Below are 20,030 nucleotides of genomic sequence, written 5' to 3'. Positions count from 1 at the left end.
TCGGCGGATGGTGTCGTACTTCCTCACCCACGCCGAGGTGGACGTGGAGCCCTCCGACCCGATCGAGTCCTGGGGCCTGTCCGCGACGGGCCGGAGCCGTGCCGCTGCGGCACACCGGACCGCCTGGGACCCGGCGGTCGCCCGGATCGTCTCGAGCGAGGAGCGCAAGGCCGTGGAGACCGCCACACTCCTCGGCGCTGCTGTGTCGCGTACCCCGTCGACCGACCCGCTGCTCGGCGAGATCGACCGGAGCGCGACGGGCTACCTGGTGCCGTCGGAGTTCGAGCCCGTCGTGGACGCGTTCTTCGCCCGTCCCACGGAGTCCGTGCGCGGATGGGAGCGGGCCGTCGATGCCCAGGGGCGCATCGTCGCCGCGGTCCGGGCCCTCACCGGGGACGGCTCCGACGTGACGGTCGTCTCGCACGGGGCGGTGGGGGCGCTCCTGCTCGCGGACCTGCTCGGCGAGCCGATCTCCCGCGCGCTCGACCAGCCCGGGATGGGCAGCGTGTTCACCTTCGACCCGCGGTCCTGGCGCGCCCGCTCCCCCTGGTCCCGGGTCCAGCCCTGACCCCGGCTCGCCCGGCCCCTCCCCGCCCCGCCCGGTGGGTCGTTTCGCGCGTAGGAGGTCAGAACTTCCAACCCCCTACGCGCGTTTCGACTGCCTACGCGCGCTTCGACTGCCTCCGCGCGCTCACTCGCCGGTGCCCGGCAGCGCCCACGCGCTGACCGTCACCGTCGCGTCCGCAGCCAGGTCCGTGTCCGCCGTGAGCGGGGTCCGCGACGTCCCCGCGTACGGCGCCAGCCAGAACGTCGACACGGACTCGCCGGTGCCACCCGCGCCCCACTCGAGCGCTGCCACGGCGCTCGAACCGGGCTCGACGGTCACCGCAGTCGGCGTCGCAGCACCGCCCAGGTACGACGCACCGTGCTCGATCGGCACCGGGACGGACGCACCGTCCTCGGCAGCGAACGCGACGTCGGGGAAGCCGTCCACGACACACGCGGACGAGGACCGGTTCACGAGCACCACCGACATCGCCCGGTGTCCCAGCGCACCGTCCACGCCGGACAGCGAGAGCTGGGCGTCCTCGGCGGAGCACCACCCAGCACCGGGGGTGACCGCGTCCGGTGCGACGACCGGGGGTTCAGCCGGACGCGGGGTCGGCGTGACGGTCTCGGTCGGCAACCCGTCCGGCGTGCCGCCGGCGGCGACCCGCGCGTCGCGCGCGATGACCGGTTGGACCGCGATGAGCACGACCACGAGCACCACGGCGGCCACTGCGGCGACCACGGCAGTCCGGCGTCCGGCTCGCGGCACGGTCGTCGTCTCGGACGGGAGGCCGTGTCCGGCTCCCACGATGACGGCCGGCACCCAGCCCCACACCGTTCCGAACCACCCGGTCGCCACCGCGGTCGGGATCGCGTCGCGCAGCACCCACATGTACCCGTTCGGACCGGGATCGACGATCGCGGCACCGACGGTCCAGAGCAGCGCGGTGAGGTCGGCGGCGAGGACGGCCACGAACCACGCTGCGCCGACGCGGAGGAGCCGCGACGACGTCGACCACCCGGGTCGGGCGACCACGAGGGCGTACCCGACGGCCAGGAGCGCGCCGAACACGAGCGCGAGGAGGACCGGCTGCACGACGTTCCAGGGCGCCGGCTGTGCCCAGACGACGAGCGGCTCGGTCGGTGGCAGGACGAGGTCGAACACCGGCGAGTACCGCGACGTGAGCGACGACCACGACAGGCCGGCACCGGCGAGCCCGATCAGCAACCACAGGAGCGCGCCTGCGCCGGCTGCGATCGGGACCGCCGGTCGGATCCGCGCCGTTCGCTCGGAGCGTGCGGCGTTCGATTCCCCCGTGTCCACGGTCAGGAGCCTAGGACGAGGTCACCCTCCCGCCGCAGGGCGGTGGGTCGGATGTGTCCGGAGACCCATCAGACGGGAAGTCGCTCGCCGGCCTCGATCGCCACATCCAGGCGGTTCTCCGCCGGGGGCAGCGGGCACGTGGCGTGCGCGGTGTAGGCGCAGGGCAGGTTCGTGGCGCGGGTGAAGTCGATCACCGTGCGGCCCTCGGCGTCCGGCGCCGCGATGTCCAGGCTCCGGTTCGCGGCGTAGGTCGTCACCCCGCTCGTCCGGTCGGTGAAGAGCACGTGCAGCCCGTCGCCGTGCCCGTTGAACGCGAGCAGGGTCCGCGGCCCGTCGAGGTCGAACGACAGTGTGCCCGGAGCGGCGTACACGTGCTGGAGCCCGTCGACGACGGAGCCGACGGTGACCTCCCGCGGCTCGTCGAACGGCTCGAACCGGGCGTCGACGACGAACCGCTCGTCGGGCGCGTAGGACGGCGTTCCGGTGTACGTCACCCGGGTCGGGTTTGCGGGGTCCCGCGGACGGATGACGTCGCTGCCGCCGCGGCGCGCGACCTCGATGACGACGTCGGAGTCCCGGGTGTGCCAGACGACGTTCGTGGACGAGCGCTCCGCCAGCGGGCCGAAGTGGTGCGTCCCGGTGACGGTCGAGCCGTCGATCTCCAGCGATTCGCCGTCGGCCAGTTCCACGACCGGGCCGTCCTCGTTCGTCGACCACGCGCCGGGAGCGTCCTCGAACCGTTCGGGCGTCGCGGTGAGCCACCGGATGCTCGTGATCGCGAGGAAGCCGTGCTCGCTCGCCCTGGCTGCCTCGTGCTGGTCGTGCCAGGTCTGCCAGTCGGCTGCGAACGCGGTGGTGTCGGTCGTCGTGGTCATGGTCCGACGGTACGTCGTCCGGACTGGTGGTGTGGGTGTAGCCGACTCGAAACGACACAGTTCTCGTCGTACGACAGCGACCCCGTCGCTTCCGCTCGTCGAGCGCGTCAGGATGGAGCCATGACCAGCGCAGTGCAGCTCATCCGGTCCACGATCCTCAGCTCGGTGGCCGAGTACGCGTACGCCGCGACGGCACCCGCGGGTGCTCGCATGGTCTTCCTCGCCGGATCGTGCCCGCTCGACGGCGACGGTCGGACCGTCGCGATCGGCGACCCCGCCGGCCAGGCAGCGGCGTGCATCGCGAACCTGCGCCAGGCCCTGGCCGACGCGGGTGCGAGCCTGACCGACGTGATCTCCACGCGGGTGCTCGTGGCGACGTCGCAGCAGTCGGACCTCGTCGCCGCGTGGCAGGTGGTCCGCGACGCCTTCGGTGACCACGACGTCCCGAGCACACTGCTCGGCGTGACGGTGCTCGGCTACGACGACCAGCTCGTCGAGATCGAGGCCGTCGCCGCCCTGGTCCACTGATCCCTCAGCTGACGACTCCCTGCAGCGCGAACGCTCGATCGCAGGTCGCCCGCACCGCGTCGGAGTGGGTCGCGACGAGCACCGCGCTCCCCTGGGCAGCGAACTCGCGCAGCACGCCGAGCACGACCGCGGCATTGTCGTCGTCGAGCGCACCGGTCGGCTCGTCCGCGAGGATCACGGTCGGCTCCTTCACGATGAGCCGAGCCAGCGCCACCCGCTGCTGCTCGCCGCCGCTGAGCTCGTGGACGCGAGCACCGCCGCGGCCCCGGAGTCCGACCCGCTCGAGCGCCGCGTCGTTCTGCGAGCGCCGTCGTCGCGCGCCCGCGTGGACGACGTCGAGGTTCTCGTGGACGGTGGCGTCTTCGATGAGCCCGTAGTTCTGGAACAGGTACCCGAGCACGTCGCGCCGCAGCCGACGGTCGACTCCAGCACGTCCTGCGGTCACGCCGTCGATCCGGAGCGTTCCACCGTCGAACTCGTCGATCCGTCCGATGCAGTCGAGCAACGTCGACTTCCCCGATCCGCTCGGCCCGGTCAACGCGACCATCTCCCCTGGTCCGATGCGGAGCGACAGACGCTCCCAGAGGATGCGGGTCCCGCGGCACTTGCTGGACTGTTCGAGCTCGATCATCAGGTCTCGCTTCCGTGCGTTCGGACGGCTCGACGGGCTGTCCAGGACAGGGCCCACGTACTGACGAGGGCGATGACCAAGGCTGCGGTGATGGCGACCGGCACGGCCGACGGCGCACTCATCGCTGCCGGATCGGTCGTGGGGTCCAGGCCGCTGCGACCGATTCCCCGATCCCAGAGTTCGCGGGCCGTCACCACCACGGCGGTCACGAGGAAGGCGAGCTCTCCGACGAGCAGCGCCCGGTTCGCGCGCCACCACGACCAGCCGGAGGCGAAGCGCACGAACACCGCTTGCCCTCGTCGCCGTCGGTGGACCACCGCGGCGAGCACGGCGAGCACGGCCGCGGTGAGCAACGTCGTCGCCGAGACCCCGGCGTCGATGCGTTCCGACACCCGCGCAGCGCGCGCACGCTCGGCGGCTTCCTGCCCGACGCCGACGACCGCGCTGATCTCTGCAGTGAGGCCAGCGGAGCGGAGCGCGGTACGAGCTCGCCCTTCGGAGGCGAAGACCACGTCGCCGGTTGAGAGCCATGAACCGAGCTGGTCCTCGGAGAACGCTGCTCGTGGATCTGGCACGACGACGACCACCGGATCGCGGAGCCAGGCAGCGATGCTGCCGTCATCGGGGTACGTGTACACATCGACGCCAGATGCCAGGATGCCGGACTCGACGTCGTCGGAGACGCGGTCGAGTGACCAGCGCCGGACCTCGTCGACGATCCGCTCCCGATCTGGACTCCTCGTGGCCGGGACCCAGACCACCGGGTGGTCTCCGGCGTCGACCCGTGTTCCGTCGATGGCGGTCACGACATGGCGCCGGAGGTAGCCCGCATCGACGTACAGTGCGGGGATCGGCTCTCCGTCGGACGCGGTGAGCTCGCCGACCGCTGCGAGGAGCGCGTCGCCATCCGTCAACCCGGCACCCGAGAACGCCCCGAGCCGGTCCCAGTACGCCTGGGTGTTCCGCTCAGGGCGCAATTCCCCGGTCACCCAGAGCTGCACGCTGTCCCCAGCAGCGCGGAGTTCACGCTCGGCATCGCCCGCTCGGACGACTGCAGCGCTCCCGACCAGGTCGAAGCACGTCGTCACGACCAGCACGGTCGCCGGTACCCGCGCCAGCACCGTGAGCACGAAGGCGGACCGAGCCGGCCGCCGACCGCGGATCGCGATCGCAGCGGGCACTCGGCATGCGATCGCGCCCCCGACGACGTGCGCGAACAGGATCGGCATGAGGAGCATCCCCCACGCCACGGCACTGACGAGGGCGAAGTCCGCCGACCGTGCAAGCCCGTTGTACACGGCGAGCAGACTGCCGATCGGCATGACCAGTGCCCCTGCCGTCCCCACGGACCACCCCGCCGCGTTCAGATCGAGGGACAGGGCCGCCAGGTGGCCACGGCCAGCCACGCGCCGGACTGCGAACCGTCGAGGTGCACCCGCCGTTGAGACCAAACAGAGGACGGCGCACCCGAGTGACACGATCACCACCAGCCCAGCGAGGTCGCTGGTCCCGTCGCCGATCGTGCGCTCGAGCGTCGAGGGCATCGCCGCCGACGTCACCTCGAACCCTGCTTCTCGGAGTGTCGTTCCGAACGACGTCGCCACGTTCTGCCGACCGAACACCTGGTACTCGGCGGACGCGTCGTACTGGTCGAGGTCGGACATCGGCCGGACCAGTGTGCTCATCGAGCGTGTGAAGTCCGGGTAGCCGCGCTCGAGCCAGTGCGCGCCGAGGGATCCGGACGCGCCGGTGACGAGCAGCGTCCGTTTCGTGGACGGACTCGACCGGTCGGCGACTTCCCGGACGATGGTGCCGCCGGTCTCGTCTGCAGCATCCTCGAGGGAGGATGCCAGCCGCGCGTTGTTGTCGGAACCGGCGCGACCGACCGCCGTGATCGACGTCGACGCCCCGAGGACGCCGCCCTGATCAGCTTGGAAGAGTCCGAGGAACGCGATCACGCACGCCACGAGCGGCGCGACGGCGTACGCAGCGCGGATCGTACGAGGTACCACGGCGGAACCCTCCCGATCTCGTCAGCAGCGATGCCAGAACGCCTGGTTCCCGCTGGACTTCTTCGGCGCGACCGCCTTCGCGTACGACCCGCCGCGGACGTTCGTGACACGGACGGTCTTCTTCCCGACCGCCGTCGCACCGTGGCACTGGTTCTCGTGGAAGTAGTTCGACCACACGTCCCTCGTGTCGACGCCCCACTGCCAGAAGCTCCCGCCGATCGTGACGCCGATGCTGCTCTGCTGACCGTTCTCGATCGTCACGCCCCCTTCGAGCGACTCCGCTGCCGCCGATGTCGCTGCACCCGCGATCAGCCCCAGCGTCAGGACCGCGCCCGCGACGATGCCCGTCGTCTTCTTCATCCGTCTCCCCATCCCCTGGCACGGTGGCCAGCCAGAGTCCAACATGTCAGACATCAGCGGCTGACCGCAAGCCCGCTGTTCGACGTGCCGGCAAGGTTCGACACCGCAGAAGTCGAACGACGCCTGCCGTGTCGAAACATGCACGAGAACCGAGTGCGTGCGCATCGTTCGACACCGCAGAAGTCGAACGACGCCCGCCGTGTCGAACAAGTCCTACAAACCGGGCCGAACCGAACCGGGCCGGGACCGGACCGGGCCCGGACCCGCCCGGCCCGCCCCGCCCGCCCCGCGGACGCTTCCCGTAACGGAACTCGGCCGCGCGAGACCCCGCGTGGCACGCTGGGACGAGCAGCGCACCGCGAAGCCTCGCGCGCAGACACCGTCCCTCCGATCTGCAAAGGCACCCGCATGTCCTTCGAGAACACCGACCACGTCCAGGCCACCACGGCCGGCTCGCTCCCCCGCACGCCGGAGCTCATCGCCGCCAACGCCGCACGGCCTCTCGCCGCCGACGGCTTCACCCTCGAGACCACCGACGAGGTCCGGGAGCTCACGAGCAAGGCCGTCGACGACGTCGTCGCCCGCCAGACCCGCCTCGGCATCACGCAACCCGGGGACGGCGAGTTCGGCAAGGCCATGTCGAACGCCGTCGACTACGGCGCGTGGTGGGGCTACTCGTTCCAGCGCGTCAGCGGCCTGAGCCTGACGGACGCGAACATCTTCACGCAGCAGCCGGTCCGCTCGACTCCTGGGAACGTGCAGCTCACCAGCTTCCCGGACCGCCGCGACTGGACGATCTTCCGCGAGGCCTACACCGACCCCGAGTCCGGCATCGGCACCGGCAAGAACGCGACTGCATTCCCGACGACGACCGGCCCGATCACGTACACCGGCCACGCGGCCGCGGCCGCCGACGCCGCGAACCTGCGGCACGCGGTCGAGGCCGCCGGCGCCGACAACGGCTTCATCACCGCGCTCTCCCCCGGCTCGGCCGCCCGCGTCGCGAACGAGTACTACGCGACCGACGAAGAGCACATCTGGGCATGGGCCGACGCCCTGCGCGAGGAGTACGAGACCATCCTCGACGCGGGCCTGGTCCTGCAGATCGACGATCCGTCGATCGCCGAGAACTGGGACCAGATCAACCCGGAGCCGAGCGTCGAGGACTACCGCGCCTTCACCCGGATCCGCGTCGAGGCGCTGAACCACGCCCTCAAGGGGCTGGACACGTCCCGCGTGCGCTTCCACCTCTGCTGGGGCTCGTGGCACGGCCCGCACACGACCGACATCGAGCTCCGCCACATCGTCGACCTGATGCTCGACATCGACGCCGGCGCGTACTCGTTCGAGGCCGCCAACGCCCGCCACGAGCACGAGTGGACCGTCTGGCAGGACGTCACGCTCCCCGACGGCAAGGTCATCGTGCCGGGTGTCGTCGGTCACGCCACGAACGTCGTCGAGCACCCCGACCTGGTCGCGCAGCGCATCGAGCGCTTCGCCTCGGTCGTCGGGCGCGAGCGCGTCATCGCGGGCACGGACTGCGGCCTCGGCGGCCGCGTCCACCCGCAGATCGCCGCGGCGAAGCTGGAGACGCTCGGCGAGGGCGCGCGTCGCGCCTCCGCGAAGCTCTTCTAGCGGCACCGCCGAAGCGGCGGAACGCCGCCCTCTCGGCGAGACGCCGCCGAACCGCGCGGCGTCTCGGCTGGACGGGGGCGTCTCGCGATGTGTGGGGCGCGGCCACGACCCGGACTGGAGGCCCGGTGCCAGCTGGCACCGGGCCTCCCGTCCGTCAGCGGCGCCAGCCGTCCGTCAGCGGCGCCAGCCGTCCGTCAGCGGTACCAGCCGTCCGTCACCGGCGCCAGCCGTCCGTCAGCGGCGCCGGCCGATGGCCACGGTCGCCACCGCGGCGGCGGCACCGATCCAGAGCAGCGGGCGCGTGACGCGCCGCCGCTTCGCGACCCAGCCGCCGTCGGTCGCGTTGCCGGCGTCGGCGGGCTCGTAGAGGTTCCCGTCGGTCGGCGCCTGCTTCCCGCGCAGCGCGAACGTCTCCACCATCGGCTTCGTGATCATGTGGAACAGGCCGGGGAACACGTACTGCAGCGGGACGAGCGACGCCTGGATGCGCCCGACGAAGCGGTAGCGCTTCGGGTGCAGCGCCGCCGTCACGACCGCCTTGCCGGCACGCTGGACGGAGACGGTCGGCGGCAGCGGGTGCGAGTTCTTGCCGGTGTAGTTGGCGCCGTTCTGGTAGATCGGCGTGTCGATCGTCGACGGCATCAGCGTGGTGAAGTGGATCCCGGTGTGCGCGAACTCGTCGCCGAGGACGTCGACCAGCCCGAGCGCCGCGTGCTTGCTCGTGACGTAGGCGGACTGGTACGGCGCGGAGAGCAGCGACTGGATGCTCCCGACCAGGACGTACGTGCCGCGTCCGCGCTGTCGCCAGTGCGGCAGCAGGTACGTGATCGCGTTGAGGTGGCCGTAGAGGTTCGTGTCCACGACGCGCTTGAACGCCTGGGTCGGCGTCTGCTCGAACAGGCCGTAGACGAACAGCGCGGCGTTGCCGACGAAGACGTCGATGTGCCCGAACCGGCTGGTGACCGTCGCGACGAGGTCCTCGACCTGGTGCTCCTCGGCGACGTCGGTCGGGATCGCGATCGCCTCGGCGCCGAGGGCACGGCACTCGGCGGCCGCGGCCTCGAGACTCTCGTGGCTCCGGGCGGCGAGCACCAGCGTGGCGCCCTGCCGGGCGAACTCGTGGGCGGCGGCGCGTCCGATGCCGCTGGATGCCCCGGTGACGACGACGACCTGTCCGCGGAAACGATGTGCCATGTGCCCGTGGTACGCCATCGCCGCTGGCGTCCACCCGTGCGCCGCGTCCCCCGGTAGCGTGTGGTGGACGACGACGAGGAGGTCATGTGCACGGCGACGCGGTGGACACGCTGGGGATCGACGGGGTGTGGTTCGACCCGCTGTGGCGCATCGAGGTGCGGCTGACCCCGCTGGAACGGCGGCTGCTCGGCACGTGGCCGGTCCGGCGGCTCGCGTTCGTCGCCCACGCCGGCGCCGCGTCGATCACCACCACGCAGACGTACACGCGACTGGAGCACTCGCTCGGCGTCCTGGCGCTCGTCGCGCACTTCGCCCCGGCGGACGACCTCGCCCGGGTGACGGGGCTGCTCCACGACGTCGGACACCTGCCGTTCAGCCACACGCTCGAGGGACTCGGCGGCCTGGACCACCACACGCTCGGTCGCACGGCGGTCCGCGGACTCGGCGACCTGCTGCGCGCCGGCGGCATCGATCCCGAGGACGTGATCGCCACCGACGACGGTTCCCTGCCGTCGCCGCTGACCCCGCGCGCCGGCGGGCTGAAGCTCGACCACCTCGACTCGTTCGTGCGCAGCGGCCAGGCGCACGGCCGGACGACGGTGCCGCCCGACGTCCTGCTCCGACGGCTCCGGTTGGTCGACGGCACGGTGGACACCGACCGCGAGACCGCCGGGACCATCGTGGAGCTCGCCGTGCGGGAAGCGCGGGCGCAGCGCTCCGCCGCGAACATCGTCCCCGTGGTCGTCCTGCGGTCCCTGGTCGCGCGCGCGCTCGAGGTGCGCGCCCTGACCCCCGAGGCCCTCGCCGCGACGACGGACGACGAGCTGTGGTCCGCGCTCCTCGCCGAGCCGGGCACCGCCGCCACCGCCCGGGAGCTCCGACGCCACCCGGAGCACTGGACGCTCGTCGACGGCACGTCCGAGGTCTCGGCCGATGCGCTCGCGCACGTCCTCCGACGGACGTACCTCGACCTGCCGACGGTCGACGGTGCCCCGATCACGAGCGCGGACGTCGCGGCGCTGCAGCGGGGCGTGCCGCTGCACCTGACGGTCGAGCGGACCCCGATCTGACCACCCGCCGCAGTCCCGGCCGACGGACCCCGCGGCGTGGGACGATGGCGCCATGACAGGTCGTGACGGCACGAGCGACGGTCTCTCGCTGGAGGAGGCCACCGCGATCGCGGAGCACGCCCGGGAAGGCCGGCTCGAGCTCGACGACCCCGACATCCGCAAGCTCGTCGGTGAGGCGAACCGGATCCTGGTGCGCACCCAGATGTGGGGCGAGACCCCGCCGACGCCCCGACGCCGCTGGAAGCGGCGGATGCTCGCCGTCGGCGCAGCCGCACTCGTCGCGGTCTGGGTGATCGGGCTGCTCGGACCGCTGCTGCTGCGCATCGCAGCCGAGTGACACGAGCGCGCGCCGCTGCCGCGTGAGCCGGAGGCGAGCGCCTACCAGGGGTGGGCGATGTCGCGGGGCCGAGCCGGGCCTCCCGTCCGGACCATCCGCACCGTCCGCGGGACCGGCGCCGACACGGCCGGCTCGTTCCCGAGCACCGCGCACGCCGCGCCGCGGGCGACCACGTCCTCTCCCAGGGTGGTGAACTCCACCGACGGGACGGCCTCGGCGGGCAGCCGCTCGGCGAGCCGCGCGCCCAGCGCGTCGAGCAGGGCATGCCCTCCGGCGAGCGCCGCGCTCCCGCCGATGACGACGCGTGGGACGTCGAGGAGTTCCACGACGTGGGCGAGTGCCGAGCCGAGGGCGGTGCCGGCCTCGGCCAGGAGCGGGCGCGCTGCCGGGGTGGCGCAGAGGCGTTCGAAGGCCGTGCGGACGGCGGCAGGGCTGTCGTCCGGCACCGGGTCGAGCAGTCCGGCCGCGACGGCTCGTCGCACCTGCTGGAGGGGCTGGCAGGCTTCCCAGAGTTCGGTCCAGCGTCCGTGCGCGTGCACGGGCATCCCGCCGAACTCGCCCGCGTTGCCGGTGCTGCCGCGGACGACCTCGCCGCCGGTGACGATGCCGGCGCCGACGCCGTGCCCGAGGTAGACGGACACCAGGTCGTCGGCGCTCGGGGCGGTCCACCACTCGGCGAGCGCGCTGGCGACGACGTCCTTCTCGACGAGCACGGGCAGGCCGGTGCGGGTGGTGAGTTCTGCGGCGATCGGGACACCGGACCACGCGGTGAGCTGTGCGGGGCGGCCGAGGGCGCTGCCGTCCGGCTGGATCGGTCCGGGGACGGCGACGCCGATGCCGGCGACCCTGGTGCGGTCGGTGCGGGCCAGCAGGTCCTCGACGGCGGCGGCCATGGCGTCGATGGTGGCGGCGGGGTCGTCGATGTCGGCGGCGCCGAGGCGGTGTTCGGCCACCCTCGTGTGATCGGCGTCGGCGCCGCGGGGCCGGCCCGCGCCGCTCGGGGCGCGGGGTGCGACCAGTCCGCCGGCGAGGGGCCGGCCCGCGCCGCTCGCGGCACGGGGTGCGACCAGTCCGCCGGCGAGGTCGACGAGCACGACCGTCACCTGGGCGGGGTCGAGGTGGATGCCGATCCCGAAGCGGCCGTCCGGGTCGAGGGACAGCGCGCGGCCGTCCTCGCGGAGGAGCCCGTCGGCGACCAGGCGCGCGGCGATGTTCGAGACGGTCTGCGCCGTGAGGCCGGTCCGGTCACGGAGGTCGGTCCGGGTGACGGGCCCGCTCCGGCGCACGATGTCGAGCACCACGGCGCGGTTGTGCGCGCCGACGGACGAGTGGTTCTGCCCTGCAGACATCTCAGGGCGTTGCTGCTTGACGAGTTCCGGTCATGCTCCCTAGCATCACTGACCAAGCGAATTTGTCAATCAATTGGATTGAACACTCGTCAGCGGCCACACCGACGTGGCGGCGCCCGCGGTCACAGTGAGGTGGCCGAGGGGAATCCGAAGGGACGCCCGTGACGACGACCGCTCGCCCGGCCACCGCAGTGCGACCCGCGACCTCGACCGGCAGCACCGGTCGACGCGCGGGGAAGAAACACCCCTGGACCGCAGCGGAGAAACGACGACTCCGCATCGGGATCGCGTTCATCTCCCCCTGGATCGTCGGCGTGCTCGTGTTCATCGCGTACCCGTTGATCTACTCGTTCGTGATCAGTCTCACCCGCTACTCGGGCATGAACGCCGCGACCTTCGTCGGCTTCGGCAACTACGTGGCCGCGGTGATCGACCCGCTGGTGCACACCGCGGTCGAGAACACGCTGTTCTACGCGGTGATCGCCGTGCCGGTGGGGATCGTGGTCGCGATCGTGATCGCCCTGGCGATGAACCAGGACGTCAAGGAGATCAGCTGGTACCGGACGGCGCTGTACATCCCGTCACTCATCCCGACGTTCGCGCTGGCGTTCATCTTCGTGGTGCTGGTGAACCCGCAGACCGGCATCGTGAACCAGGCGCTGAAGCTCGTCGGGGTCCCGGCGACGAACCTGCTCGGTGACCCGACGACGGCGAAGCTCGTCATCGTGGCGCTGGCGCAGATGGGTGCCGGCAACGCGGCGCTGGTGTTCCTCGCCGGTATGCGGGGCATCCCGAAGACCCTGTACGAGGCAGCCCGCGTGGACGGTGCTGGTCCGGTGCGCCAGTTCTTCGCGCTGACGCTGCCGCTGATCTCCCCGGCGATCCTGTTCAACCTGATCACGGGGATCAGCAACGGCCTGCAGGTGTTCACCGAGGCGTACGTCATCTCGTCCGGGACCGGCGGCCTCGGGTCGCCGGACAACGGGACGTTGTTCTACATGCTCTACCTCTACAAGAACGCGTTCAGCTACGCGCAGCTCGGGTTCGCGAGCGCGATGGCGGTCCTGCTGTTCCTCGCCGGCATGCTCCTCTCCGGGCTCGTGTACTGGCTGTCCAAGCGGTTCGTGAACTACGACGTGAGCGGGGAGTAGGCCATGACGCTGCACGCAACGAAGGACGAGACGGTGACCTCGTCGCTGGAGACGGTCCGGCCGGCGGGCCGTGCCGGGCGGAAGGGCGAGCGCTCCCGCAACGCCGACGGGTCGATCCGGTCCCCGTGGTCCTCGATCGGGGCCCGCGTGGTGCTCATCGCGATGAGCCTGCTGTTCCTCATCCCGATCTACTGGATGATCATCTCCGCGCTGAAGGGCAACGCGGAGCTCGGGGCCTTCCCGCCCACCTGGTTCCCGAAGTGGCTGGACTGGTCGAACTTCGCGGACGCCGTGAACGCGATGCCGTTCTTCACGTTCTTCCGGAACACGCTCATCATCACGGTGCTCGTGACGGTGTTCTCGATGGTGTCGAACCTGGTCATCGCGTACGGGTTCTCGTGCATCCAGTGGCGCGGCCGTGACCGGTTGTTCTACGTCGTCCTGGCGACGCTGTTCATCCCGTTCCCGGTGACGCTCATCCCGATGTTCGACCTGTACGCCCGGCTCGGCTGGATCAACACGTTCCTGCCGCTCGTCGTACCGAGCCTGTTCGGGTCCGCGTTCTACGTGTTCCTGCTCCGCCAGTTCCTGCTGCAGATCCCGAAGGACCTGCTCGACGCCGCCCGCATGGACGGGGCGTCGGAGTGGCGGATCCTCTGGCGGATCGTGTTCCCGCAGGCCCGCGCGGCGCTGGTCACGGTCGGCATCTTCGCCGCGGTCGGCGCGTGGAACGACTTCCTCGGGCCGCTGATCTACCTGCAGGACCAGAGCGTGCAGACGCTGTCGATCGGTCTGCAGGTGTTCCGGCTCAACAACGCCGGGGACTTCCAGTTCAACCAGCTGATGGCGGCGTCGGTCCTGATCATCCTGCCGCTCGTGATCCTGTTCTTCTTCTTCCAGCGGACCTTCCTCAAGGGCATCCAGATCGGGAGCTTCAAGTGAGCAACGCATTCGACCGCCGCACGTTCATCCGGAGCGCCGCAGCCGCCGGTGGCGCCGGGGCCCTCGCACTCCTCGCCGCGTCGTGCGCCGCGGGCTCCGGTGCCAGGAGCGACCCGAACACGGTCTCCCTGTGGGGCGTCACCGGCACCTTCGTGCCGTACCAGACCAAGATGATCAAGGACTTCAACACGCTGCACCCGGACATCAAGGTCAACGTGAACCAGGTCCCCTCGCAGGGCACCGGCGACGCGACGAGCGTCATCACGGCCGTCCGCGGCGGCACCGCCCCCGACCTGTGGCTGCTCGACCGGTTCAGCGCGGCGCAGTACGCCGCGATCGGGCTCATCGAACCGATCGACGAGCTGATCGAGGAGTTCGAGGACAAGAGCAAGGAGGAGTTCCTCGCCGACTGGCTCGGCTTCACCGTCGGGGAGCTCACCTACCAGGGCAACACCTACGGCCTGCCCTTCGACACCGACGCCCGCGGGCTCTTCGTGAACCGGAAGATGCTCCGCGACGCCGGCATCGACCAGGACGAGTTCGACTGGAAGCAGAACGGCCCGGTCACGATGGCCCGGATGGCCGAGCTGAACGACCAGCTGTCGAAGAAGGACGGCGCCGACTACACCCACATGGGCTTCATCCCCTGGTACGGCGAGGGCTGGCCCTTCACGTGGGGCCTCGGCTTCGGCGCGACGTACTTCGACCAGCAGCAGTGCGGCATGACCATGAACGACCCGAAGGTCCGCAAGATCTTCGAGTTCTACGAGGACTGGGCCAAGCGCCTGGACTACAAGGCCACCGACACCTTCCAGGCGACCTACGAGCCGACCGGCCACCCGCCAGCGCAGACGTCGTTCCAGAACAACCGCCTGGCGTTCATGGTGAGCGTCCCGTCGACCATCCAGACCTTCGACAACTACGTGAAGGGCCTCGAGTGGGGCGTCACCTACCTGCCCACCATGGAGCAGGGCGACGACCCGTACACGTGGTCCGGCGGCTTCGCGCTGTGCCTGCCGAAGGGGTCGAAGAAGAACCGCGCCGTGTGGGAGTTCATGAAGTACTACACGAGCAAGCGCGGCCAGGAGATCTACATGCCGCCGGCGACGACGGTGCCGTCGAACATCGCCGCGCTGAAGGACCCGAAGGGCTCGGCGAAGTCGATCGAGTACTTCGTCCAGGCCATGCCGACCTCAACCTGTCGGCCGCCGCTGCCCGTCGGTGGCGCCTGGTGGGACTCCCTCGCGGACGCGCGCTCCAGCGTGCTCCTCGGCACCGCCGGCCCCCAGGAAGCGGTCGAGCGTGCCCAGGCGCGCGTCGACCCGATGATGCAGACCTACTGCCCGTTCACCCTGCCCAAGGACTACGACAAGGTCCGGGTCTAGCCCAGGACCGCGAAAGGCAACCATGCCCAGCTCCACCACACCGATCCGCGTCGCCGTCCTCGGCTTCTGGCACGTGCACGCCGGCGACTACGCCCGCCAGACCGTCGAACACCCCGGCACCGAACTCGTCGCCGTGTGGGACGACGACGTCGCCCGAGGCCGTGCTGGCGCGGAACAGTTCGGCGTCGAGTTCACCGACGACCTCGACGCGCTGCTCGCCCGCGACGACGTCGACGCGGTCACGATCACGACCTCGACCGACGTGCACCGCGACGTCATCACCCGCGCCGCCCGCGCCGGCAAGCACGTGTTCACCGAGAAGCTCCTCGCCCCGACCGTGGAGGAGTGCGAGGAGATCGTCGCCACCTGCGACGCCGCCGGCGTTCGGCTCGTCGTGTCCCTCCCCCGCCTGTACCACGGGTACACGCAGGCGATCCTCGACGAGATCTCGTCGGGTCGCCTCGGCGAGGTCAACCACGCCCGCGTCCGGCTCTCCCACGACGGCGCCGTCCGGCCGTGGCTGCCGGAGCGCTTCTTCGACCCGTCGACCGCGATCGGCGGCGCGCTCACCGACCTCGGCTGCCACCCCGTCTACCTGACGCAGCTGTTCCTCGGCGCGCGTCCGGACACCGTGCAGGCCGTGTACCGCTCGGTCACCGGCCGCGCCGTCGAGGACCACGCCGTCGTCACCGTCGGCTACCCGTCCCAGGCCATCGGCATCGTCGAGGCCGGGTTCGTCGCGGGCACCCCGTTCACGATCGACGTGGCCGGGACCGCGGGGTGGCTCTCGTTCACCGACCTGGAGGCCCGGCTCACCGCCGGCGGGTCGGCCTACGGCGACGAGCCGGTCACCATCCCGGTCCCCGAGGACGCGCAGGACGCCTTCGGCCGGTGGGTGGACCACATCACCGCCGGCACACGCGCCGACGACAACATCGCACGCGCCGTCGAGCTCACGAGGCTCGTCGTCGCCGCGAACGAGGCCGCACGGACCCCCGTCGCCGCCTGACGCTCCGCGTCCGTACCGCACGACCGACCACCAGTACGCCCCCAGCACCAACAGGAGTCACCATGTCCACCGACACCATCCGCGTCGGACTGATCGGCGGCGGCGGGATCGCCACCGTCCACATCAACGGGTACGCCCAGCACCAGGACCTGATCCGCATCACGGCCGTCGCGGACGCCTTCGAGGCCACTGCTGCGGCGCGCGGCGAGGAGCTCGGCGTCCCGTTCTTCACCGACTACCGCGAGATGCTCGAGCGCGCCGACATCGACGCCGTCGACATCTGCCTGCCCCACCACCTGCACCGCGATGCCATCGTCGCCGCCGCGCAGGCCGGCAAGCACGTGCTCTGCGAGAAGCCGCTCTGCCTCACCCCGGACGAGGCCCGCGACGTCCAGGCCGCCGTCGCCGAGGCGGGCGTCACGCTGATGTGCGCGCACAACCAGCTGTTCATGCCGGCGGTCGCGAAGGCCAAGGAGCTCATCGACTCCGGCGTCCTCGGCACCGTGTACGAGGTCCGCACCACGGACAGCTTCCGGAACGACTTCGACCCGTCGAACATGGGGTGGCGTGCCCACGCGTCGCAGAGCGGCGGCGGCGAGCTCATCGACACCGGGTACCACCCGAGCTACCTGATGATGCACCTCGCCGGGGGCGTCCCGGTGCAGGCGACCGCGATGCTCTCGACGCACCGGCTGGGGTTCATGGAGGGCGAGGACTCCGCGCAGGCGCTGTTCCGCTTCGACAACGGCGCGGTCGGCCAGCTCGTGACCAGCTGGGCGTACGAACCCGCGGCCGGCACCGAGCGGTTCAGCGCGGTCGGCGAACTCGGGTCCCTGACGAGCGACGGCACCACGCTCCGCTGGGACCTGCTCGACGGCACCAGCGAGACCGTGACCTACGCGGACGTGGACACCTTCGCGGCGGAGATCGGCGCGTTCGGTGCTTGCCTGCGGGACGGGACCCGACCGATCCACTCCGAGCGTGAGGGCATCGCGGTGCTCGGCATGATCCTCGCCGCCTACGAGGGTGCGCGTTCGGGGAGCATCGCCACGGTCCTGCAGGTCGACCCCGTCACCGCCTGACCACCGTGCAGTGCCCCCGACGTCGTCGCGACGCCGGGGGCACTCCTCACTGCTCGGGGTCGTTGCCCCAGTTCATGAGCGAGTACCGCCACGGGGTGTCGTGCACGTCGCCGTGCGGGCGCTGCTCCGAGTGTCGCGCCACGTACCCCACCACCTTCCGCATGTGCGCGTAGTCCGCGTCCGTGTAGTCGGCCTGGTGCTTCTCGAGGATCCGGACGATGTGCCGTCCGCTCTCGTGCCCCGTCGACTCGGAGCTGCCACCGGACTTCTGCCCGACGCGCTTCGACTCGTCCGTGTCCAACCACTTCCGGAGCTCGGACGCGGTCATGTTGACCGCGGCGCGGAAGTCCTTCCGTACCTGCTGCTCGTCGTCACTCATGCCGCCAGGATCGCCGCCGTCGCTGGACGTGTTCGGAGGTGCGATCGCGTTCGCTGGTCGTCGAACGACAGCAGCGACGAGAGGAACGACATGCGCGCAGTGGTCTGGCACGGGATCGGAGACATCCGGTTGGACGAGGTGCCCGAGCCCACCATCCAGGACCCCCACGACGCGATCGTCCAGATCACGCGCTCGGCGATCTGCGGCACCGACCTGCACTTCGTGCGCGGCACGATGGCCCCGATGCAGCAGGGCACGATCCTCGGCCACGAGGCCGTCGGCGTCGTGACCGAGGTCGGCGACGCGGTCCGCGGCTTCAGTGCCGGCGACCGGGTCGTCATCAACTCGACCATCTCGTGCGGCGCCTGCCGATACTGCCGGATGGGCAAGACCGCGCAGTGCGACGTCGCCAACCCGAACGGGCCGCAGGCGGGCACGAGCTTCTTCGGCGGTCCGGAGTCCACCGGCCCGGTGAACGGGCTGCAGGCCGAGTACGTGCGCGTGCCGTGGGCGCAGAACACGATGCACCCGCTGCCGGAGAACGTCAGCGACGAGCAGGCCATCCTGCTGTCCGACATCTTCCCGACCGGCTGGTTCGGCGCGGAGCTCGCCGGAGTCACGCGCGGTGACGTCGTCGTGGTGTTCGGTGCGGGCATCGTCGGGCAGTTCGCCGCGGCGTCGGCCTTCAAGCAGGGCGCCGGCCGCGTGATCGTCGTGGACGGCGAGGAGACCCGGCTGGCAGCGGCGCTCGCCCAGAACTGCGAGATCGTGGACTACAACCGCGAGGACCCGGTGCAGGCGATCATGGACCTGACGAACGGCATCGGCGCGGACGCCGTCATCGACGCCGTCGGCGTGGACGCCGAGCGGCCGAAGCGGGGCCCGGCAGCGGTCTCCGACGACCAGGCGGCACAGTTCGACGCCGAGGTCCGTCAGGTCGCCCCGGACGCACGTCCCGAGGGCTTCGGCGACGCACAGCAGTGGAAGCCCGGCGACGGGCCGTCGCAGGTCGCGCAGTGGGCAGTCGCCTCGGTCGCCAAGTACGGCCGCATCGGGATCATCGGCGTGTACGGCCCGACCGCGCAGTCGTACCCCATCGGCGAGGCCATGAACAAGAACCTGACCATCCGGATGGGCAACTGCGACCACCACTCGGTGACGCCACCGCTCATCGACATGGTCGCCGCCGGGCAGTTCGACCCGACGGCACTCATCACCGAACACGAGCCCATCGGTTCCGCCATCGACGCCTACCAGGCGTTCGACCGGCGTGAGCCGGGCTGGATCAAGGTCGAACTGGAGGCCAACTGACATGCCCACCGATCAGTACGAGTTCGGTGACCCGCGGTCGCGCTACCCGAACGTCAGCCCGGAGCCACAGACGCAGGCCGAGCCGGGCCTCCAGTCCGAGATGACGCCGGTCCCGGACCTCGGCGAGTCCAGCTACCGAGGCACCGGCCGGCTGGCCGGCCGCAAGGCGCTCATCACCGGCGCCGATTCCGGCATCGGCGGTGCCGTCGCGATCGCCTTCGCCCGTGAGGGCGCCGACGTGGCCCTCGCCTACCTGCCGGAGGAGCAGTCCGACGCCGACCACGTCATCGAGCAGATCCGCGCGGCGGGGCGCACCGCCGTCGCGATCCCGGGCGACCTGCGGGACCGCGAGTACGCGGGCCGGCTCGTCCAGGAGGCCGTGGCCGGCCTGGGCGGGATCGACGCGCTGGTCAGCGTGGCCGGCAAGCAGGTGTGGCAGCCCGACCTGCTCGACATCACCGACGAGCAGTTCGAGGCCACCTTCGACGTCAACGTGTTCGCGCTGTTCCGCCTGGTCAAGGCGGCGCTGCCGCACCTGCAGCCCGGGGCGACCATCACCACGACCGTGTCGATGGAGGCCTACAAACCGGCGCCGGACCGGCTCGACTACGCGGCGACCAAGGGCGCGATCAACAACTTCTCGAAGGGGCTGTCGCAGCTGCTCGTCGAGCGCGGCATCCGCGTCAACGTCGTCGCACCGGGACCGACCTGGTCGGTGCTGCAGGTCACGAGCGGCGTCGACCCCGAGTCACTGCCCGAGTTCGGCAGCAGCGAGTCGCCGATGGGCCGAGCCGGGCAGCCCGCCGAACTCGCACCGGCGTACGTGTTCCTGGCGTCGCAGGAGTCGAGCTTCGTGGCCGGCGAAACGCTCAACGTGAACGGCGGCATGGTCACACCCTGACCCGCC

At 71.1% G+C, this 20,030-nt stretch carries 20 protein-coding genes; 12 read left to right on the top strand and 8 right to left on the bottom strand.

What is annotated here, in order from left to right; all coding sequences use genetic code 11:
• Positions 1-7 precede the first annotated feature (7 nt).
• Positions 8-568, top strand: a complete 561-nt coding sequence (locus tag ACIPJY_RS01415; protein WP_400460364.1) for a histidine phosphatase family protein — start codon at positions 8-10, stop codon at positions 566-568.
• 123 nt (positions 569-691) lie between these two features.
• Here the strand turns inward: ACIPJY_RS01415 and ACIPJY_RS01410 are convergent, their stop codons facing one another.
• Complete coding sequence (locus ACIPJY_RS01410; protein ID WP_400460365.1) at positions 692-1,873, bottom strand: DUF4232 domain-containing protein; 1,182 nt, start codon at positions 1,871-1,873, stop codon at positions 692-694.
• Between the two features lie 68 nt (positions 1,874-1,941).
• Positions 1,942-2,748: a DUF1684 domain-containing protein gene (locus tag ACIPJY_RS01405; protein WP_400460367.1), complete on the bottom strand. Its 807-nt coding sequence runs from the start codon at positions 2,746-2,748 to the stop codon at positions 1,942-1,944.
• Positions 2,749-2,868: 120 nt separating this feature from the next.
• Between ACIPJY_RS01405 and ACIPJY_RS01400 the strand changes: the two genes are divergently transcribed.
• Positions 2,869-3,276 (top strand): Rid family hydrolase, encoded by a 408-nt coding sequence (locus tag ACIPJY_RS01400; protein ID WP_400460369.1) that lies wholly within the window; start codon positions 2,869-2,871, stop codon positions 3,274-3,276.
• 4 nt (positions 3,277-3,280) lie between these two features.
• On the opposite strand, the gene ACIPJY_RS01395 is transcribed toward ACIPJY_RS01400, so the two are convergent.
• From ACIPJY_RS01395 to ACIPJY_RS01385, 3 genes are read right to left on the bottom strand one after another with little or no spacing between them, the layout of a single operon-like run.
• Positions 3,281-3,907, bottom strand: coding sequence for an ATP-binding cassette domain-containing protein (locus ACIPJY_RS01395; protein ID WP_400460371.1), 627 nt, complete (start codon positions 3,905-3,907; stop codon positions 3,281-3,283).
• Positions 3,907-5,919, bottom strand: coding sequence for a hypothetical protein (locus ACIPJY_RS01390; protein ID WP_400460373.1), 2,013 nt, complete (start codon positions 5,917-5,919; stop codon positions 3,907-3,909). Before ACIPJY_RS01390 ends, ACIPJY_RS01395 begins: the two co-directional genes overlap by 1 nt.
• Positions 5,920-5,940: 21 nt before the next feature.
• Complete coding sequence (locus ACIPJY_RS01385) at positions 5,941-6,279, bottom strand: lactococcin 972 family bacteriocin (RefSeq protein WP_400460375.1); 339 nt, start codon at positions 6,277-6,279, stop codon at positions 5,941-5,943.
• A gap of 408 nt (positions 6,280-6,687) precedes the next feature.
• Between ACIPJY_RS01385 and ACIPJY_RS01380 the strand changes: the two genes are divergently transcribed.
• Positions 6,688-7,914, top strand: coding sequence for a cobalamin-independent methionine synthase II family protein (locus ACIPJY_RS01380; RefSeq protein ID WP_400460377.1), 1,227 nt, complete (start codon positions 6,688-6,690; stop codon positions 7,912-7,914).
• Positions 7,915-8,148: 234 nt separating this feature from the next.
• Here ACIPJY_RS01380 and ACIPJY_RS01375 read toward each other — a convergent pair whose 3' ends face one another.
• On the bottom strand, positions 8,149-9,108 hold the full coding sequence (locus ACIPJY_RS01375) for an SDR family NAD(P)-dependent oxidoreductase (protein WP_400460378.1): 960 nt from the start codon (positions 9,106-9,108) through the stop codon (positions 8,149-8,151).
• Between the two features lie 101 nt (positions 9,109-9,209).
• Between ACIPJY_RS01375 and ACIPJY_RS01370 the strand changes: the two genes are divergently transcribed.
• Together ACIPJY_RS01370 and ACIPJY_RS01365 are read left to right on the top strand one after the other, a co-directional pair.
• On the top strand, positions 9,210-10,178 hold the full coding sequence (locus ACIPJY_RS01370; RefSeq protein ID WP_400460380.1) for an HD domain-containing protein: 969 nt from the start codon (positions 9,210-9,212) through the stop codon (positions 10,176-10,178).
• 52 nt (positions 10,179-10,230) lie between these two features.
• On the top strand, positions 10,231-10,515 hold the full coding sequence (locus ACIPJY_RS01365; protein ID WP_400460382.1) for a hypothetical protein: 285 nt from the start codon (positions 10,231-10,233) through the stop codon (positions 10,513-10,515).
• Between the two features lie 41 nt (positions 10,516-10,556).
• On the opposite strand, the gene ACIPJY_RS01360 is transcribed toward ACIPJY_RS01365, so the two are convergent.
• A complete protein-coding gene (locus ACIPJY_RS01360; protein ID WP_400460384.1) occupies positions 10,557-11,864 on the bottom strand; it encodes an ROK family transcriptional regulator in 1,308 nt (435 codons plus the stop codon).
• Between the two features lie 161 nt (positions 11,865-12,025).
• Between ACIPJY_RS01360 and ACIPJY_RS01355 the strand changes: the two genes are divergently transcribed.
• From ACIPJY_RS01355 to ACIPJY_RS01335, 5 genes are all read left to right on the top strand, one after another.
• The gene (locus ACIPJY_RS01355) at positions 12,026-13,015 is read left to right on the top strand and encodes a carbohydrate ABC transporter permease (RefSeq protein WP_400460386.1); all 990 of its coding nucleotides are present in this window, start codon (positions 12,026-12,028) and stop codon (positions 13,013-13,015) included.
• 3 nt (positions 13,016-13,018) lie between these two features.
• Positions 13,019-13,957, top strand: a complete 939-nt coding sequence (locus ACIPJY_RS01350; RefSeq protein WP_400460388.1) for a carbohydrate ABC transporter permease — start codon at positions 13,019-13,021, stop codon at positions 13,955-13,957.
• Positions 13,954-15,342, top strand: a complete 1,389-nt coding sequence (locus ACIPJY_RS01345; RefSeq protein ID WP_400460389.1) for an ABC transporter substrate-binding protein — start codon at positions 13,954-13,956, stop codon at positions 15,340-15,342. Before ACIPJY_RS01350 ends, ACIPJY_RS01345 begins: the two co-directional genes overlap by 4 nt.
• A gap of 22 nt (positions 15,343-15,364) precedes the next feature.
• Positions 15,365-16,351, top strand: a complete 987-nt coding sequence (locus tag ACIPJY_RS01340) for a Gfo/Idh/MocA family protein (protein ID WP_400460391.1) — start codon at positions 15,365-15,367, stop codon at positions 16,349-16,351.
• A gap of 62 nt (positions 16,352-16,413) precedes the next feature.
• Positions 16,414-17,433: a Gfo/Idh/MocA family protein gene (locus ACIPJY_RS01335; protein ID WP_400460393.1), complete on the top strand. Its 1,020-nt coding sequence runs from the start codon at positions 16,414-16,416 to the stop codon at positions 17,431-17,433.
• Between the two features lie 46 nt (positions 17,434-17,479).
• Here the strand turns inward: ACIPJY_RS01335 and ACIPJY_RS01330 are convergent, their stop codons facing one another.
• The gene (locus ACIPJY_RS01330; RefSeq protein ID WP_400460395.1) at positions 17,480-17,812 is read right to left on the bottom strand and encodes a DUF3140 domain-containing protein; all 333 of its coding nucleotides are present in this window, start codon (positions 17,810-17,812) and stop codon (positions 17,480-17,482) included.
• Positions 17,813-17,902: 90 nt separating this feature from the next.
• On the opposite strand from ACIPJY_RS01330, the gene ACIPJY_RS01325 reads away from it, so the two are divergent.
• Together ACIPJY_RS01325 and ACIPJY_RS01320 are read left to right on the top strand one after the other, a co-directional pair.
• Positions 17,903-19,123: a zinc-dependent alcohol dehydrogenase gene (locus ACIPJY_RS01325; RefSeq protein ID WP_400460397.1), complete on the top strand. Its 1,221-nt coding sequence runs from the start codon at positions 17,903-17,905 to the stop codon at positions 19,121-19,123.
• A gap of 1 nt (position 19,124) precedes the next feature.
• Complete coding sequence (locus ACIPJY_RS01320) at positions 19,125-20,024, top strand: SDR family oxidoreductase (protein ID WP_400460399.1); 900 nt, start codon at positions 19,125-19,127, stop codon at positions 20,022-20,024.
• Positions 20,025-20,030: the final 6 nt, after the last annotated feature.

The organism is Curtobacterium sp. NPDC090223 (genome assembly GCF_044746585.1).
Classification (GTDB): Bacteria; Actinomycetota; Actinomycetes; order Actinomycetales; family Microbacteriaceae; genus Curtobacterium.
The sequence above is the reverse complement of the archived record's forward strand: the minus strand, read 5'-3'. Positions and strand labels throughout refer to the sequence as shown.